The 17,327-nt window shown below is 41.4% G+C and carries 15 protein-coding genes; 4 read left to right on the plus strand and 11 right to left on the minus strand.

Annotated features, from left to right (window positions below; translation table 11 throughout):
• Window positions 1-7: 7 nt before the first annotated feature.
• From MSMAS_RS12705 to MSMAS_RS12735, 7 genes are all read right to left on the minus strand, one after another.
• Window positions 8-880 carry a respiratory chain complex I subunit 1 family protein gene (locus MSMAS_RS12705; RefSeq protein WP_011034245.1) on the minus strand — a complete coding sequence of 291 codons (873 nt, stop codon included), beginning with the start codon at window positions 878-880 and terminating at the stop codon, window positions 8-10.
• Window positions 880-2,796: an NADH-quinone oxidoreductase subunit 5 family protein gene (locus tag MSMAS_RS12710; RefSeq protein WP_011034244.1), complete on the minus strand. Its 1,917-nt coding sequence runs from the start codon at window positions 2,794-2,796 to the stop codon at window positions 880-882. The genes MSMAS_RS12705 and MSMAS_RS12710 overlap by 1 nt, the downstream gene beginning before the upstream one ends.
• Before the next feature lie 1,649 nt (window positions 2,797-4,445).
• Window positions 4,446-5,492 carry a hydrogenase expression/formation protein HypE gene (gene hypE / locus MSMAS_RS12715; RefSeq protein ID WP_011034243.1) on the minus strand — a complete coding sequence of 349 codons (1,047 nt, stop codon included), beginning with the start codon at window positions 5,490-5,492 and terminating at the stop codon, window positions 4,446-4,448.
• 36 nt (window positions 5,493-5,528) lie between these two features.
• Complete coding sequence (gene hypB / locus MSMAS_RS12720) at window positions 5,529-6,188, minus strand: hydrogenase nickel incorporation protein HypB (RefSeq protein ID WP_048038216.1); 660 nt, start codon at window positions 6,186-6,188, stop codon at window positions 5,529-5,531.
• Window positions 6,189-6,222: 34 nt separating this feature from the next.
• Window positions 6,223-6,636, minus strand: coding sequence for a hydrogenase maturation nickel metallochaperone HypA (gene hypA / locus MSMAS_RS12725; protein WP_011034241.1), 414 nt, complete (start codon window positions 6,634-6,636; stop codon window positions 6,223-6,225).
• On the minus strand, window positions 6,629-7,765 hold the full coding sequence (gene hypD, locus MSMAS_RS12730) for a hydrogenase formation protein HypD (RefSeq protein ID WP_011034240.1): 1,137 nt from the start codon (window positions 7,763-7,765) through the stop codon (window positions 6,629-6,631). The genes hypA and hypD overlap by 8 nt, the downstream gene beginning before the upstream one ends.
• A gap of 2 nt (window positions 7,766-7,767) precedes the next feature.
• Window positions 7,768-8,028, minus strand: coding sequence for a HypC/HybG/HupF family hydrogenase formation chaperone (locus MSMAS_RS12735; protein WP_011034239.1), 261 nt, complete (start codon window positions 8,026-8,028; stop codon window positions 7,768-7,770).
• 1,120 nt (window positions 8,029-9,148) lie between these two features.
• Between MSMAS_RS12735 and MSMAS_RS12740 the strand changes: the two genes are divergently transcribed.
• Genes MSMAS_RS12740 through MSMAS_RS12750 form a run of 3 tightly spaced genes read left to right on the plus strand, consistent with a single transcriptional unit; the run spans window position 9,149 to window position 12,924 of the window.
• On the plus strand, window positions 9,149-10,300 hold the full coding sequence (locus MSMAS_RS12740; protein WP_226987591.1) for a hydrogenase small subunit: 1,152 nt from the start codon (window positions 9,149-9,151) through the stop codon (window positions 10,298-10,300).
• A 7-nt stretch (window positions 10,301-10,307) separates the two neighbouring features.
• Window positions 10,308-12,083, plus strand: coding sequence for a nickel-dependent hydrogenase large subunit (locus tag MSMAS_RS12745; protein ID WP_048041078.1), 1,776 nt, complete (start codon window positions 10,308-10,310; stop codon window positions 12,081-12,083).
• 25 nt (window positions 12,084-12,108) lie between these two features.
• Complete coding sequence (locus MSMAS_RS12750) at window positions 12,109-12,924, plus strand: cytochrome b (RefSeq protein WP_011034236.1); 816 nt, start codon at window positions 12,109-12,111, stop codon at window positions 12,922-12,924.
• 309 nt (window positions 12,925-13,233) lie between these two features.
• On the opposite strand, the gene MSMAS_RS18955 is transcribed toward MSMAS_RS12750, so the two are convergent.
• From MSMAS_RS18955 to MSMAS_RS12760, 3 genes are all read right to left on the minus strand, one after another.
• Window positions 13,234-13,419 (minus strand): hypothetical protein, encoded by a 186-nt coding sequence (locus tag MSMAS_RS18955; RefSeq protein WP_196296927.1) that lies wholly within the window; start codon window positions 13,417-13,419, stop codon window positions 13,234-13,236.
• A gap of 68 nt (window positions 13,420-13,487) precedes the next feature.
• Window positions 13,488-13,760, minus strand: a complete 273-nt coding sequence (locus MSMAS_RS18375; RefSeq protein WP_329957002.1) for a heavy-metal-associated domain-containing protein — start codon at window positions 13,758-13,760, stop codon at window positions 13,488-13,490.
• 105 nt (window positions 13,761-13,865) lie between these two features.
• Window positions 13,866-15,539, minus strand: coding sequence for an ABC1 kinase family protein (locus MSMAS_RS12760; RefSeq protein ID WP_011034234.1), 1,674 nt, complete (start codon window positions 15,537-15,539; stop codon window positions 13,866-13,868).
• Window positions 15,540-15,704: 165 nt separating this feature from the next.
• On the opposite strand from MSMAS_RS12760, the gene MSMAS_RS12765 reads away from it, so the two are divergent.
• Entirely contained in the window at window positions 15,705-16,640 is a 936-nt protein-coding gene (locus MSMAS_RS12765; protein WP_011034233.1) for a nucleoside recognition domain-containing protein, read from the plus strand.
• 72 nt (window positions 16,641-16,712) lie between these two features.
• Here the strand turns inward: MSMAS_RS12765 and MSMAS_RS12770 are convergent, their stop codons facing one another.
• A complete protein-coding gene (locus tag MSMAS_RS12770; RefSeq protein ID WP_011034232.1) occupies window positions 16,713-17,321 on the minus strand; it encodes a class I SAM-dependent methyltransferase in 609 nt (202 codons plus the stop codon).
• Window positions 17,322-17,327: the final 6 nt, after the last annotated feature.

The raw sequence follows: 17,327 nt of genomic DNA on the forward strand, positions 1-17,327 counted from the left end.
CCCTCTTTCACACTAATTTTACTCCACTTACGTACAGGTACACTATGTTCACAAGTGAAATTGCTAACAGGAATGTCCAGCTCAATTTGAGCATCCATTGCCAGTAAACTCTTGCAGTAATATTGTCTATTACGATTACCAGCAAGAAAGCAATGATACCCAGAAGCAAACCTATTATTGGAGTTGATGCCCAGAATAAGAATATTAGTCCGGTTAAGAACACGTATTCATAGAAGTGAGCAATCTCAATTGTGGCAAATCCTGGCCCTGAATATTCGGTTGTCATACCTTTAACCAGTTCCTGGTGACCGTGGTGAGAGGTTGAATAATCAAAGGGCGATTTTTTCAATTTTATATTCAGAACAACTATCATTGCTATGAATAAAAGAGGCGTATATATCAGCAGAGGAGTGGATGCTTCTAACAGCGCGGATACTTTGAAAGTGCCGGTGACCAGGTAGATTGCAAGGGCATATAAAATCAAAACCGGCTCATAAGAAAGTATAGCCATGATCTCCCTTGAACTTCCTACTCTGGCATATGGAGAACCGGTGCTCATACCTCCTACAATAAGAGCCAGAGAAGCTACAGTATATACGAATATTATCATCAGCATGTCTGCCCTGAATATTAACATCAAGAGGCTCAGAATGATAAAGACCAGGTACACGACTACGTAAAAGTTCTGAGAGCCGTTTACGATCATGTTTTCTTTACTCATGAGCTTCCTGACATCATAGTACGGCTGTAAAAGAGGTGGACCGACTCTACCCTGCAGTCTTGCAGTGATTTTCCTGTCAATCCCCGAAGCTAAACAGCCTATGATAGGAGCACCAATCAGAACAAGAATAGCTAGCAAAACATCGTTCATAGCTACCATTATAGTACCCCTCCTGCCAATGCAATTACAATAAGAATTATGGAAATTGCATATCCAAGCGTTGTAAGTTTATTTTCTCCAAAAGTGTTCTGGAGATATATATTGGAGACATTACTTTTATCGTAGGTGCAAAGCCCATTTCTGAACATTAATTTGTCCCTTTCCATGTTGTTTTCTCCACACATGTAATATCCAGCCATACGTGGAGTGAACATGCTTCTTGTAGCGAGATAGAGGATAATAGCCAGAGCAAGCACTGCGAATATTGCTGCATAAGCAAATGCCCCTATTTCAGAGGTGAATTGTCCGGCTTCTCCTGAAATAGCAGGAGCAGTATTGAGCAGTATTTCAACCTGAGGTTTGATGAAGTAGTCATATATTGAAAACACAAGAACGCTTGAAACTACAATTGAAAACCCGAGGACTGAAAGTGGGAAATATGTTTCCGCTCTCTTGTTGTGAACTGCATATTTATCCATGGTTGAGGACAGGATTGTTCCGAGCCATTTAGCATAATACACTGTTGTGAGTGCACTTCCGAGTATAAGGAAGACTATCACAATAGGGTTGTTAGAAGCAGCTTCCATCGACACCCATTTTGTGAGCAGCACACCAAAAGGAGGCAACAGCATGGATACCATTCCCAGCGCTGCAAGGGTTGTGAGATATGGAGCCTTTTTAATTAACCCTGCCATGTCTTCAATATCTCTGCTTCCTATGGTGTGCTCAATTTCACCTGTGCAGAGGAAGAGAAGAGCTTTGGATATTGCGTGGAACAGGATAAGCATAATTGCAGCAGCTACAGCCAGAGGTGTACCAATTCCTGCACTTGCGATAATTAATCCCAGGTTTGCAATTGTAGAATAAGCGAGAACTCTTTTTGCGTTTCTCTGGGATAAGGCTAAAGCCGAGCACATGACGAAGGTAAAGCTTCCGTAAACTGCAATAGCTGTACCGAGACTTGAGCCCGCAAAAGCTGGTACAAGTTTGACGACTAAAAACACACCGGCATTAACCATTGTGCTTGAGTGCAGTAAGGCAGAAACCGGAGTTGGAGCTACCATTGCACCCAGGAGCCAGCTCTGGAAGGGCATCTGAGCGGATTTCGCAAAGCCTCCGATACAGAGTAAGGCAACGGGAAGGGCTACAGCGGCCATCGCTGTTGCATCAGTTCCAGCGTAAATTCCAATTCCGGAAAGGGTGCCTATATCATAATTTAGAGCTAGAATAATTATGCCTACAGATAAAGCAATTCCACCAACCAGGTTTAAAGCCAGAGCTCTGAAACCATTGTTTATTCCTTCCTGGTCCATGTTGTATGAGATCAAGACGAATGAACAAAGAGTTGTCAGTTCCCAGAAGAGAAACAGCCATCCGAGAGTGTCAGCCATGACAAGACCGTTCATGGATGCCAGGAAGAAACTCATTGTGAAATAGAATGTTCTCTGTCTGTTTAAATGCCTGTGTTCTTCATATTCATCCATATAACCGGTTGCGAATAGTATGATCGCAGTACCGACTATATTGACAATTAATATCATTACCTGAGAAAATTGATCAATATTAAAAACAGCGCTTTCAGCATGCGGAGCATTAGTAAAAGTGTAGGCAAATACAGCTGCTGAAATTATTCCGAGTACAAGTGTAGGCCAGTTTTTGTATTTTGCTGACACAGCAAGAATGAATAGTATAACCAGTACTTCGAGTACAAGGACAACATTTTCTAACATTGCAAAATCTGGTCCAGTTATTTCATAAACACCAACACCATCCCGAACTAACTGAACTGAAGCAATTACCCCAAATACAAAGAAAGCCCAGGCAAGAACTTTGTACATACTTTTGCCAAGACCCAGGAATAAAAACGAAAAAAGTAGGGGTACTGCGATTAATAGCATTACTGTTGTTTCTATCATACAACGTATCCTCCGACCTATTTCCTCCTATCGATTTACCTTTGACCTATACTGTTGGGACTTACGCACTTGAAGAATAAAATCAAACTCAATAAGCTTTGTTAGGAGTGTACGTTTTTAACAGTTCAAGGCTTACGATATTGATTTTTGATCCAACCGAGTAGTTTCCGGAACATGTAAGGACATACAAAATATTTAGGACAAAAAATGCCCAGAATAATTATAAGCCCTTAAATTAAAATTATAACAAGATAATAATGCCCAAACAACGTAGAAATATATAATATCTACGCTTCCAACTGTTAATCTATCATAGCCATATTTAAACATGGTGATTTTTTTCCCACTTTTATATTACTAATATGAATAATTGCCTGAATCGTCAAAAAAAAACAATCTCAGGTGTCGCTGGAGAAAAAAGGACAAAAAATCCAGAGGTTGGGAAGAACATGCATGACGACATAGAATTTATCTTTAAATATATTGTGGTACATTTAAATAAAATAAAGAAATGCCTTTATTATAGAAGCTAAAATAAAGCTACTTTTTTAAAATTAATAAAATATTCAGTCCAGTACGTCCAGAACAATGTGGCTTTGAAAATTTACTATAAAAGCTGCAGTATATCCTTCAGGAAAGATTTTCTAAGTTTTGATACATTATAAAGATAAAACATATCCTGTTATATATTAGAAAGAAAATGATTCTAGTTTTAGAGAAATTTGAAAATATGATTAAAAAGAAATGAATATTTCATACTTTTATCCGTGTAATGAAAAAGTGTGAAATTTGAAGAAAATATTACTTCCATATAGTTATTAAGATAAATATTTTCGATATAAATATCCCGGTTTAAATTACAATGGGAATAAAAACTCTTAATAGTAGAAATCTCCGGAGTGAAGGAACAGTAGATTATACGGATAAAATATTATATGAGGCAAATTCCTGGATAGTTTCAGTTACAATATAATATTACTATTTTATACACTCAATCTGTACTTATTCTCATTCAATCTATGCTTATTCTTTCGATCTATGCTTATTCTCATTGGATCTGTGCTTACTCTCATTAGATCTGTGCTTACTCTCATTCGATCTGTGCTTACTCTCATAATTTGATCTCCTGTACTCTTATTCGGTCTCTTATTCTCTACTCAATCTGTACTATTCAATCATACTCTATTCGCTGATTCACTCTATACTATTCAATTTACACCTGTTCGCTGATTCAATCTTACTTATTCAACCTCTATATGTTCTTTGTAAAACTTACTTTCAGCATAAATACTGAAATTCGAATAGATAATAAATGCATGACCAAAGAGGTGAATAGATGAATTGGCCAAAGATGTGAATAGATAAATAATACATATAAGAGTCTGATTACAGAATTTCTCAGAACTGAAAAAATGAAACCAAACCGCCTGAGTGAATAAAGTTAGTCAAAAAAATCCAGTCTAGATGAATCTATATTAGAGAGATCTAGATAATTAGAGAGATCTAGATTTATACATATATTGAAACTTAAAGGAAAAACCTGTGATTTTAGGGTCCCGGGTAGAAGTTTGAATAAATCAACCCGGGAAAAATAGAAGTTGGGAGAAATAAAATCTGTCAGTATATTCTCATTGTGTCTTCTCATTATGTTAACAGACTCTCGGAATCGGGTCTCCTGCAGGCACGTCCACATAACGCATCCCACCGAAACGGTTCCTCAGGATTACCTCTCCTTTGTTTTCATCAGTGACCTCTCCTATAAGGGCTGCATCCTTTCCGTAGGGGTGCTGCCTGAGAATTGAAAGTACGTCTTCTTCAAAGCCGGCTTTGACCCCTATAATTGCTTTTCCTTCATTTGCAACTTCGAGAGGATCAAGACCCAGCATCTCACAGGCTGCAGTCACTGCAGGCTTGTAAGGGATGAGGCTTTCTTCAAGCAGGATTCCTGCTCCGGATTTTTCTGCCATTTCATTAAGAGCGTTTGCAAGCCCCCCGCGGGTAGGGTCTTTCATAGCCGTTATTACAGGCTCTCCCTGAGGAGTCCGGAGTTTAAGGACCGGTTCTATTAACTTCCACAGGGGAGCGGAATCAGAAACAAGGTCAGTATCAAAATCAAAACCTTCCCTGTGGGCCATAAGAGAGATCCCATGATCCCCTATGGTGCCTGTAACGATGATCCTGTCTCCTGGCTTAAGACCTGAGTCTCTTACAGGGCTGTCCGTAATCCCGAGACCTGCGGTGTTAAGGATGATTGAATCAAGTGCGGTCTTTTCCACGGTTTTCGTATCGCCTGTGATTATGGGCACTCCAGCCTCCGCAGCAGTCTGGTCCATTGTTTTTATAATCTCTTCAAAATCATGGACTGGAAAACCTTCAGGCATTATGACTGCACAGGTGAGTGCAAGCGGTTTTGCTCCCATGACTGTCAGATCATTGATTGTACCTGCAACAGCAAGCCTGCCTATATTCGTATCAGGAAAAAAAGCAGGAGTTATCACATGGCTGTCCGTTGTCAGCACAAGTTCGGAAGAAGAGTTAAAGTTCTCAAGTCTGACTGTGGACCCGTCATCAAGGCTGTCAAGGCCTATAGAACCTGCACTTTTATTACGGAAGTTTTTGAGAATAATATCTCCTATAAGCGCCTGCATTACCTCTCCACCGGCGCCGTGTTCGAGAGAAATTGTATTGGATTTCATCTAAAGCTCCTTTATCCTCGTAAGACTCTATTAAGTTTATTTAGTGCGTTTTTCAAGTCCGCTCTCGATGAAACCTATCCATGTTTCAAGGCTTTCCCAGTCGTGTTTTGATGTAAGGATCACCGGCACTTCAGGGTTTAAGGAAAGGATGTCGTCCCTCATCTTTTCGGAATCAACATCAACTGCATGTGCAATATCAACCTTGTTTATGACAGCAAGCTCTGAAGTCTTGAAAATCATGGGGTGCTTGAGGATAATGTCGTCTCCTTCCGTGACGCTCACAACCACAACCCGCAGGTGTTCTCCCAGCTTGAAGTCCACAGGGCAGATAAGGTTGCCTACATTCTCAATAATCAGGAGATCAGTGTTATCAAGGTCTATCTCACCCAGAGCCTTTTCTACAAGCTTCGCATCCAGGTGGCACTCTTTTCCGGTATTTACAGGGATTGTCGGAACATCCAGCTTTCTAAAACGGGAAGCGTCCATCTCTGCAATAACATCGCCTGCAACAACGGCTATTCTGTATTTATCCTTAAGGTGCCTGATAGCCTCTTCAATCAAAGTGGTCTTTCCTGACCCTATTGCTCCCATAACATTTACTGAGAAGACACCGTGTTTGTCAAGAGTTTTTCTGTTCTTTTCGGCAATTTTGTCATTTGCCTTGTAAACATCATGTCCCATATGGATTACATGCATTAACATAAACATCACCAGGGTTGCTTATTATTTTTTACCGCTGCGATTCATTTTCGTTTTCAGTTTCAATCTCTATGCTCTTTATGATCAATTCCCTGCCGCCTGCAATATGGGCCTGTTTTCCACACACAGGGCAGTCCATAGCTGCTATATAAGCAAGGAGTTCACTTGTCAGTTCGTTGCTTTCCCGTATCCTTTCCTGGTCTATAGTTCCTGTGTATCCGCATTCGCATTCAAGGGTTGGAGGCACCATTTCTACGATGAGATCCGCATTTTCAGCAATACTCCCTTCTGCAAGAGTCTTAAAACAGAAACTCAGCTGTTCAGGATTCGTATGGGACAGCCTTCCCATTTGAAGAGTCACATGTTTGACTTCTGTGGCTCCGTGAGCTTCGGCAGTAACCTTAACCTGCTCAAAGATTTCACAGGCAATGGAAAGTTCATGCATTTTTACTACCTCCTTCTCGAGAATATTTATACCAGTTATAGCACATACCTTCCTGACTTACCATGCAGGGACCCGCTGGTTTTTTTGGAGTGCATTCTTTCCCGAAGTTAGGACACTGGGAAGGTTTTGCTTTTCCTGTCAGGATAGCTGCACAGATGCAGCGTTTTTTATCTTTTCCTTCAGCTTTCGATTTTATCTCTGCAAGAGAAGCAGAATAAAGATCTTCATGTATTTTCGCAGCGTCTTTTTCTTCAAACTCTTCCCTGAGGACGAGTCCCGAATCTTCTATATTTCCTATACCTCTCCACTCAGAGTCAGAAGTTTTGAATACCTCATCCATCATTTTCAGGGCTATTGTATTTCCTTCTGGCTTTACGACCCTGGGATATCCGTTGTCCACCCTTGAGATTCCTTTCTCTACCTGCATCTGTAAGATGTTTATTCCAAGAAGTATATCTGCGGCTTCAAATCCACTAACAACAACAGGAAAGCCCTTTTTTGCAAGCGGTTCGAAAGGTTCTGTGCCTATTATGGTTGCCACATGCCCTGGTGCTATAAAAGCATCAACATTGGTATCACTGGCAAGAAGATTGACTGCAGGAGGAGTCTGCTTCTGAGAAGCAAGGAGGCTGAAGTTGTCAGGTAGATCCTTCCGCAAAAGGGCTGCCGCGTTTGCAGGGACTGTGGTCTCAAAACCTATCCCGAAAAAGACTACTTTCAGATCTGGCTTTTTTCCTGCAAGGGCAACTGCATCATCTATACTGTAAACCATCCTTACATCCGCCCCTTCAGACTTTGCGTTCAGGAGGCTGTCTGAAGAGCCAGGTACTCGCATCATATCCCCGAAAGTGACCACAGTTGCTCCGCTCTTTGCGAGGGCAATTGCAATGTCAATATCTCTTTCAGGAGTGACACAGACAGGGCAGCCGGGACCACTTATTACTTCAATATACTGAGGAAGCACACTTCTTAACCCGTATTTTGCTATGGTTCTTTCGTGCGTTCCACAGACATGCATAATACGAAGTGATACCTCAGAACCTTTAATCCTTTCAAGGAGTTTCTTTTCTATGTCTGAAACCGCTGTTTTTGAAAGAGATTTTCCGTTTTCCATATTATCAGCGTCCACTTTCACTGAGATTCACTTTCAAGGGAGTCAATTTCTTCGAGACCGGCCATAATCTTGAGAAGGCGCATGGTTTCTTCACTTTCTTCTTCCGAAATCTCAGATATCGCATATCCAACATGTACAAGGAAATGCTTTCCAATCATAGTCTCCTTTGCACCTCCCATGAGTGCCATATTTACATCTCTGCAGATCCCGCCCATGTCAATAGTTGCTGTATTTTCATCCACAATAGCCGTCATTTTACCAGGAATTGCTATACACATGTTACCTCTTCCGTTTTCTTTTAGAATATAGTCGTTTTTAGTATCAATGATTATAAGATTAGTTTTTGTGTAAGAGCTATTTTAAATAAGCTGTTTTCATCAGAAATTTGAAAAAGATTTATTCGAAGCCCCAGACGAACTTGTATATATAGATAACAGAAGAAAGAGTCTTTATCCCAATGCCCCATTCTCCGCCTGCTCATCATGTTTTACTGCTCTTCTTCCTCCAGTTGCAAATAAAAGAAAAGCACAGATTCATAATGAATAATTATGAATAAAACCGGGTTCTGAATTCTCGAATTAAATTTATCGATAAAAATTGTTTTTCGCAATTCTTGAATTCTATTTTATAACTTTTTTGCTTTGCGATTTCATATACAGAATTTGAAGATGTCCTTTCAGAGTATATAAACTGTATAAATTATAGATTGAAATATACATATAAACCTCTTTCGATCAAATTTGAAGCATATAATGACTCCAAAAAGTATTAATAAATAATACTTAAATTTGAGTAAAGACAATTTAAACGAAAAATAGGTTCTTTTTGTATTTCTTTTTTCCTAAAGGCTTTTGAAAAAGCTCTCATGCAACCACTACAAATGAAGTTAGCAGTAAAGAGATTCTTTAAATTGTTTTTATTTTTGCAATAACAGTTGCATGCGCCTCAGGTTCCTGTATTCGTCTGTGAATTACTCCCTGCTTTCCTCGAAAAGATTCTATATTCTTTTAATTTTTATGCATTATTTCATAATAAAAACAAATTTTTGCATATAAACTCACACTTTATAGCAGGCATCTAACCTCAAATCAGCCCGATTGCCTCATTATTTACTTCTTTTTTGAACTTTCTGAATATCTCACTACGAATGATTAAGTGAAACATTATGGTGAAACAGACATAATTATTATTTTAATTATAATTATATTGTTTTTAATATAAAAAGGACTCCCTCCCCCGACTAATATATTTATCGATCAAAGTAAAAATCCTTAAATACTATTCCCTCATTCAAAACATTAGTGAGGAATTTATAGTTGTATTTATATAATTCTGGAGAGTTTTTAACTAATATATTCTTTAGTGTATAAAATTGGGTAAAATCAAGATGTGGTAGAGATGAGTACTGGAACGACAAATCTTGTCCGTACACTTGACAGTATGGACTTCTTAAAAATGGACCGCCGCACCTTCATGAAGGCGGTAAGCGCTCTGGGTGCAACTGCATTTCTTGGCACCTATCAAACAGAGATTGTAAATGCGCTTGAGTTTGCAGAGACAAAGGTTATCTGGATACACGGTTCAGAATGTACCGGGTGTTCAGAATCCGTTTTGAATGGTGGCAATCCTGATATTGTACAGGCTCTGACAAAACTCAATGTAAACCTTGCTTACCATGAGACACTCTGTATGCAGCAGGGAATATGGAATGATGGTGAGCTTGTAAACACCTCAGAGCTTAACTCAGAGATTTTACTTGAAGACCTTTACAAAGAAGGTAATTACATCCTGGTCGTTGAAGGATCAATCCCCAACGGTCCGGACGGATCAGGAAGATACCTGGTTATAGGGAACAAAACGTTCAAGGAGACACTAGGAGAGGCTGCAAAGAACGCAAATGCAATAGTTGCAGTCGGTGCATGTGCATGCTGGGGAGGAATTACCTCTGCAGACAGCGATATTGAAAAGGATACAGACTACAGAGGAGTTGCTTTCAAAAAGACCGATGCATCAAAAGGCATGCTTAAGGAACTTGGAATAGACAAGCCAGTAATCAATATTCCTGGTTGCCCCTGTCACCCTGATTGGGTTCTTCTTACCCTGGGTGCGGTAATACTTGGAAAAATAAAGATACCGGATGACCTGCCAGCAGCTCTGGACCAATACGGAAGGCCAAAGGTGTTCTTCCCACCGGACCACACAGTACATGAAAACTGCCCACGCCGCGGGTACTATGACAGAGGAGAGTTTGATACGGAGGTTGGCGGAGAAAAATGCCTCTGGAAACTGGGATGCAAAGCTCCGTATGCACATGCAGACTGTGGAATTAGAAGATGGAACGGATCGGTAAGCATGTGTACACAGGCAGGAGGACCGTGCATTAACTGTGTAGACCCGGGTTTCCCGGATGCGTCAAGACCTCTATATGTTGAAGCGGAAGACAAGGGAATTGTAGGGGCAAATATTGACACAATAGCAAAGGTAGCTGTAGGCGCAGCCGCAGTTGCTGCAGGTGTGCATGCAGTAAGGAGAATGGGAAAAGGAGAGTGAGTGAAAAATGGTAAACGTTACAGTTGATCCCTTAACCAGAATTGAAGGACACCAGAGAATTTCAACAGAAGTAGATGCAAACGGTGTTATTACAGATGCACAGTCATCGTCCCTTATATTCAGGGGATTTGAACGCATACTGCAGCACCAGGACCCGAGAGACGCAGCTTTTCTTACACAGAGGATTTGTGGAGTATGCCCGCTTTCTCATGGGTTAACAGCAACAAACGCACTTGATGAATTGTATGGCGTGGCTGAACATGTCCCAAAAGATGCCCTTGTTATGAGGAATATTTTCCAGGGGCTTAACATGGCTGCAAGCCATGCAACTCATATATATGTCCTCTGGGCACCTGACCTTGCAAACCCGGCATACAAAAAGGTTCTTACACCACTCGGAGACACAGGAAACGCAGTCTGGAAAGAGATGGTTGGAAGGTTTGCACCAATAAGCTACAAGATGGATGGAGTGCCTATACCTGCAGGAAGTTCATACCTGGCAGCAATTCCTGAAAAGAAACGCCTTCAGGAAATGATTGCACTTATCGCAGGAAGGATGCCAGGTCCGTCAGCCCTGTATCCGGGAGGATACACATACCCGGCAACTGTTGCAGATATTACAAAACTGTCAACATACTATCTGCAGATTATGGACTTCATATCCGCGCACACTCTGAGAGTCCCATTCGATACATGGATCGAAAATACATACAAGGCAAGCTCCCCTACGAAAGCTGTAAGCTTCGTTACCGAACACCTGACTGACCTTATCAACAAGTCAACAACTTCAAATGACTTCTCAAAAGAAGCAGGATGGGGAGATACCGAATTCTATGCAGCCTTTGGTTCGGAACTGGTAGGAGAGAAACTTCTTGGCCTTCCGGCAAGCCTGAAACATGATACTATCGGAGGGTACCAGGACCCCTCAAAGATATGCTTCGTTGCATACGGAGGGTATTACAAGCCAACAGACGGATACGACCCGAGGAGCCCTGCAGGAGACAGGATTTTCACATCAGGTGTGGTATCAGGAAACCTGGAATACCTGAAATTTGATCCGGACAAGATTACAGAGAGCACGGCACACTCATTCTACCAGAACAGTGTAAACGACCTCCCGCCAGTAAAAGGTGAAACAGTTCCATTCACAGATCCTGAGAAAATCGTATACACAGGAGGCTCGGACAGCCAGTACAGCTGGGACAAGGCTCCGAGATATGACGGAATTGCAGGTGAAGTCGGGCCTCTTGCACGCATGCTGAACATAAAAGAGCCGCTTGTAACAGGACTTGCTCTGGCACTGGCTGAAAATGGATATTCGCCAGCCAATGTTTATACAAGGATGCTGGCTCGTATACAGGAAACCGCAATTCTCGCATATGAGCTTCTCAACTGGGTTACTGTTGACTACGAACCCGGAGGAAAGATTTCCGTGCCTCTTGACTTCAATGCAGCTAAAGACAGTCAGGGAATGGGCCTGTGGGAAGCGCCACGTGGGGCTCTTGGCCACTGGATTTCTACAAACGGAAGTGGCAAGGTTGCAAACTACCAGTGCATAGTTCCGGGTTCATGGTTGATGTCTCCAAGGGACAGCAATGGAATACCTGGACCGCTTGAACAGTCTCTTATCGGCTCAAAAATTAACCCGGTTGGAGAGGTAGATTACACAAATCCAGTTGGAATATTCCACATGGGCAGGTCATACGACCCGTGCATTTCATGCGCAGTCCACACGATAGACCTTACAGGGAAATGCGCTCCAAATACTCTAAGGATACTCTAAGTACAGTACAGGGAGATGACCCACGATGAAATCTAACAACAACCCGAAGGCGATGGTTGTTGAGCGCTATACTATAACGGACAGGATAGCTCATACGGTACATGCTATCGCGATGATAGTGCTCATCATCACCGGGTTAAAGATATACGCTGGATGGGAATTTATGAGCTTCCATACAGCACGTACACTGCACATGATTGCGGTCCCGTTCCTGCTTGCAGTAAACTGGATACTTATACCATACAATATTTTTTCCGAAGGGCACGGGTTAATGGGAAAAATATCGCATTTTACGGACCATTACATCTTTGGTCCTAAAGATGCGGTTCGTCTGGGAGGAATAATTAAAAACTTCTTCAGGAAGGGCAGATATCCTGCATATTCCATCTATGATGAAGAGAAAGGACACTATGAGACCAAACTTCACCCCGTAATGAAAGTCCTGATTGTGCTTGAAGGCACAGCACTCTTCTTAATTACGGTGTCAGGAATCGTCCTGTACAAGCTTGACTGGTCACTGTTTGGTCTTCCAATAGCACAGTGGATCATTTCAATATCCGGTATGATTGCACCCACATTCGGAATGACTCCTGTAGGGTTCCTGAGACTTCTCCACCTGTTGATGACATACTGGTTTATCTTTGAACTGGTGGTGCATGTGGGAATTCTCGGATTCGACCCCCACGTCTGGAAGTACTACAAAGCCATATTCTGGTCAGGAAAAGAAGACTTCTCAGACCCTTACTATTCAGAGTATGTAGAAAAATATTCAAGGTTTGATGCCAAGAAGGAACACAAGCAAGTGAATGCTAACAAAGAACACGGGCACCAGAAACATTAAAAAAGCTGTTAAAATGGAGCCTTAATCGGAAAAGATAATACAGGTATATTCGAAAAACCTTTACACTTATTAAGGTGAGACTATGCCTGTATTATATTCTCCGGTCCATATCAATAAATGTAAAAATTACAGTTTCTGTCTCAAAATCATTGAGACTGCCAGAAGGGCATTACATTTGATGCTGCCTGGCACAGTCCCCAGTTGCATACACTTTAATAAGGCAGAGATCCACTGAATAATGCTGAACTCCATCCCTCATATCATAAATAGCCTGGCCATAAAAGGCATATAAATAATCGAAAAACAGGTTCAGGCTCTACCGGAAATTGTGGTTATGGGAATTGAAATATAAACCAAAGCCGCTGAAATTACCCAGGAAATAAGTCCAGGCATTTTTGAGGGTGCGGATAAAGCCGTAAAACGTAATAAGGGAAGAAAACTTCTCCCCTTCTTTGATCTTTTTATTAATTCATTTAATCTCTGTCTTTTTTTCATCAATTTACTGATCTCAATCTTTTTTCTGCTCATATTGCATAAGATATAAAAAATTATAAAACATCAAATTATAAGGGTTCGTACCCTGCTTCGCGAATTGCAGTCCTTATTTTTCCCATGTTTGTTCTGGTTTCTTCAAAATTCACTACTGCTTCTCTCTTTTCGAGATTAACATCAACTTCCATTACTCCCTGCACGGAAGCAATAGCCCTTCCAACTCTAACAACACAATGATTGCATTCCAGACCTTCAATTCTTATAATTTCCTGTACCAGAAAATACCCCCCTTCCCGGTCAATAGATACGAGTATTGATTTGCCGGTTTTACCAGTGCATACCAGGCAGAATGAATATTGTAATTACTACTGGATACCTGGTATTATCAGGCACATTATTATCTTAATTTCCGGTTATCAGAACTTTTTATTGGGATCTGATTTCATTCTTCACTTCCCTTTCAGTGAAGCAATAACTGCTATGAGGATTGCTCCACCAAATCCTGCAAGTCCAACCCAGTAAAATACCTCCCCGTATAGCAATATATAGGCAGAGACTACAAGCAGAACAGCAAGGAAAATTTCCTTTGAAAAAACTTCACGCCTTTTATCTTTCTGCCTTACCTCAAGGAACCTGTCCCCCATGCCTTCCATTTTGTCGGCAACCTCCCTGATCGCAGCCCTCATCTCGGCTTTTTCATCCACTGGCTCGGAGGAAAATTCGATATGAAGTGCAGCTCCCTTTGGAGTATTGAGTTTTTTGTAAGCATCCATAAGGACAGGAATTGCGATGCTTTTAATATTGTACCTGGGGTCAAGTTCAAGGCAAACTCCTTCTATAAGCAGGATCGCCCTCTGAAGGGTGGAAAATTCCCCCGGGAGCCGGATATCATATTTCAGGCCCAGTTTTGCGTAATTGTCGCTCTGCCTGCCTTCAAGCCCGTAGTTCTGGTTTGCGATCAGTTCGTCCATATCCTTCCTGAGCCTGCGAACATCCACATCTCTTGAGTCTGCTCCCCCGATTTTAAGAAAACCCTGCGTTGCCCCTTCAACATCCCTGTTATTGATAGCGTAATAGAACTCCAGCATATTCCTTTTGAGTTCGTCATCTATGCTGCCAACTGCCCCAAAATCGATGAAAGAAACAGTATCGTTCTCTTCAACCAGCATATTGCCGCCGTGGGGATCTGCATGATAAAAACCATCTATATAAACCTGCTTCAGGTAACTCTTTGTAATTGTACGCGTATATTCCGACTTTTTACTCTGGGGCAGAGGCGTATCAATTATGTCTTTAACCTGCGTCCCCTGAATAAATTCCATTGTAAGGACATTTGCAGAGCAGTAATCCGGATAAATTTTAGGCACAGAAACATTTTTCACATTCTTGAAATTATCTTCAAAACGCCTCATGTTGACAGCTTCAATCCTGAGGTCAACTTCCCGGGTAAGCATTTCCCGAATTTCCAGAAGAAAAGCATCGATGTCAAAATTCTTTCCCACGCCCATAACCTTTTTCATAACAGGTTTAAAGTCGTCCAGTATGGAAAGGTCGATATTTATGATGTCAATCAGGTGCGGTCGAAGTATCTTAACGGCTACGGGCTTGCCTTCGAGAACACCTTTATAGACCTGAGCAATAGAGCCGCAGGCGATCGGCTCAGGGTCAAAGCTGTCAAAAATATCAATAAAAGCTTTTGCTTTTCTCTCCCTTGCAGCCTTGAGCTCCTCCTCGCTTTTCTTCCTTTTCCTTTCCTCACGAGTCTGATATTCACATACACATGCAAGGTCAAGAGACTCAGCCATCTCTTCAAAAGGCACAGGTTTGACTCTGTCCTGCAAATTTGCCATTTCAACAACATATGGCTGGGGCACAAGATCAGGCCTTTTACTCATTGTCTGCCCCATCTTGATAAAAGTGGGACCCAGCTCTTCGAAAGCCTGCCTGAGTTTTGCAGCTGTCTCCCGATTTTCGAGATCAAAAGTGCAGGTGCAGTCAGGATTGGATATATATTCAGTCCGCAGGTCATGGTAGAGTTCCGGGATGAGATTATATTTGAAAAGAACTCGTGTGACCTCAAGATAGCGCTTTGTCTTCCCCAGCATCCATAATGAATTGGTCATTATTGTTTAATAGAGTTTCTAAGGATACCAGTTTCTGGAGGATTAAGCAAATTTACTGGAGAATTAAACAATTTTACTGGAGAATTAAACAATTTTACTGGAGAATTAAATAATTACAATTTAATTTAGAAAAATTAATAAACATTAATACTGCAATCAAATTGAATGTTACTTACCGCTTTTACGCATTCGGCTGAGTATCTTTTAAAAACAGGTCCCGCAATAGTACTTGGGGTTATCCTTGCCGAACTCCTTGTGAGCCTGGGGTGGTTCTACAAATTTGATTTTCTGGTAAAACCGGTTACAAACTACGCCAATCTCAGAAAAGAATGTGGAGTGGGTTTCCTTACGGCTTTTGCGTCAACATCTTCAGCCAATGCTTCACTTAAAAGCATGTATGATGAAGGAATCATAAAGGAAGAAGAACTGATCATAGCTTCGGTTTTGAATTCATTTCCTGCAATTGTCATGCACTGGAGATCCCTGCTTCCGATACTTGTGCCCCTGCTCGGGACAACAGGGATCGTTTATGTCGGGCTGATAACTCTCGTAGGCTTTGTAAAAACCCTTATAGTTCTTATTGCCGGGCATTTCCTGCTTGAAAAAAAAGAAGTAAATTTTGAAGACCTTGAAAAGGAAAAGCCTCCGGAATTAAAAACAGCATTTAAAGAAAGCCTGGTGACTTCGAGAAAAACGATAATCAGGATCTTTAAAGTGATGATCCCGGTAACCATCCTTGTTTTTATTCTCACTGACCTTGGTATATTTGATTCCCTTGGCTCATATCTCAAGCCTATTTCGGACTACCTGCCTGTACCTGTAGAAGGGCTCCCTGTAATTGCAGCTCTTTTTGCAAGCCATCTTGCAGCCTATACTCTTGCAGCAAACCTCATGGAACAGGGAATTTTAACCGGCATAGAAGTCATAATCGTCCTCCTGGTAGGCAATATAGTAACAAGCCTCGGCTCACTGAGAATTTATGTCCCTCATTACGTCGGGATCTTCGGCCCCAGAATAGGGATGAAAACCATTTTGATTTCCCAGACCCTCAGGGTATTTGTTATGATAGGAATTACAGGGTTCATTTTAATAGTGTTTTAAAGTGAAAAAAGGACATGCTAAAAGCAGATAAAAGTAAACATTATAAAAATATAACGTAAAAAGAAAAGCCTTTTACGGTTTTGCCCTGATTTTTCGGAAAATATCCTTAAAAGCCAGTTTTTTTGCCTCCAGAATGGTAAAGCCCGCCTTCTGTATATTTTTAACCGTCTGCCGTGTGGTATGGTCCCCAAGCAGGAAAAACAGAAAAGGATCGATCATGTGCTCAAAAAGAGAAATAATTGAGTTACTGCTGTGCATGTGCTCAAGGGCTATAAGTTCACCTGAAGGTTTAAGGACACGCCTCATTTCTTTAAGAGCTATTACAGGATCAGGGATTGTGCAGAGGACAAAAGTCGCAATTACATAATCAAAGCTCTTGTCCGGAAATTCAAGATGTTCTGCGTCCATCAGAAGAAGATTGACGTTTTTCACTCCCCCGGTTTTCTGCCTGGCTTTTTCGAGCATACCCTCACTGGCATCGATTCCCGTTACAGAACAGCCTGCTGGATAGTATTTCAGGTTCCTTCCGCTTCCTACCCCGATTTCCAGAACTTTTCCGCTAAGGCCTGAAAGTGCTTCTTTTCTCCATTTCCGGAAAAAGAAAAATTCAAGTGGCAGGTCTAGCAGTTCATAAACGGGCGCTATCCGGTTGTATTTTGAGGCTGCGGACATTGTGAACATCTTTAA

The sequence above is a fragment of the Methanosarcina mazei S-6 genome (assembly GCF_000970205.1).
In the GTDB taxonomy this organism is placed as follows: domain Archaea; phylum Halobacteriota; class Methanosarcinia; order Methanosarcinales; family Methanosarcinaceae; genus Methanosarcina; species Methanosarcina mazei.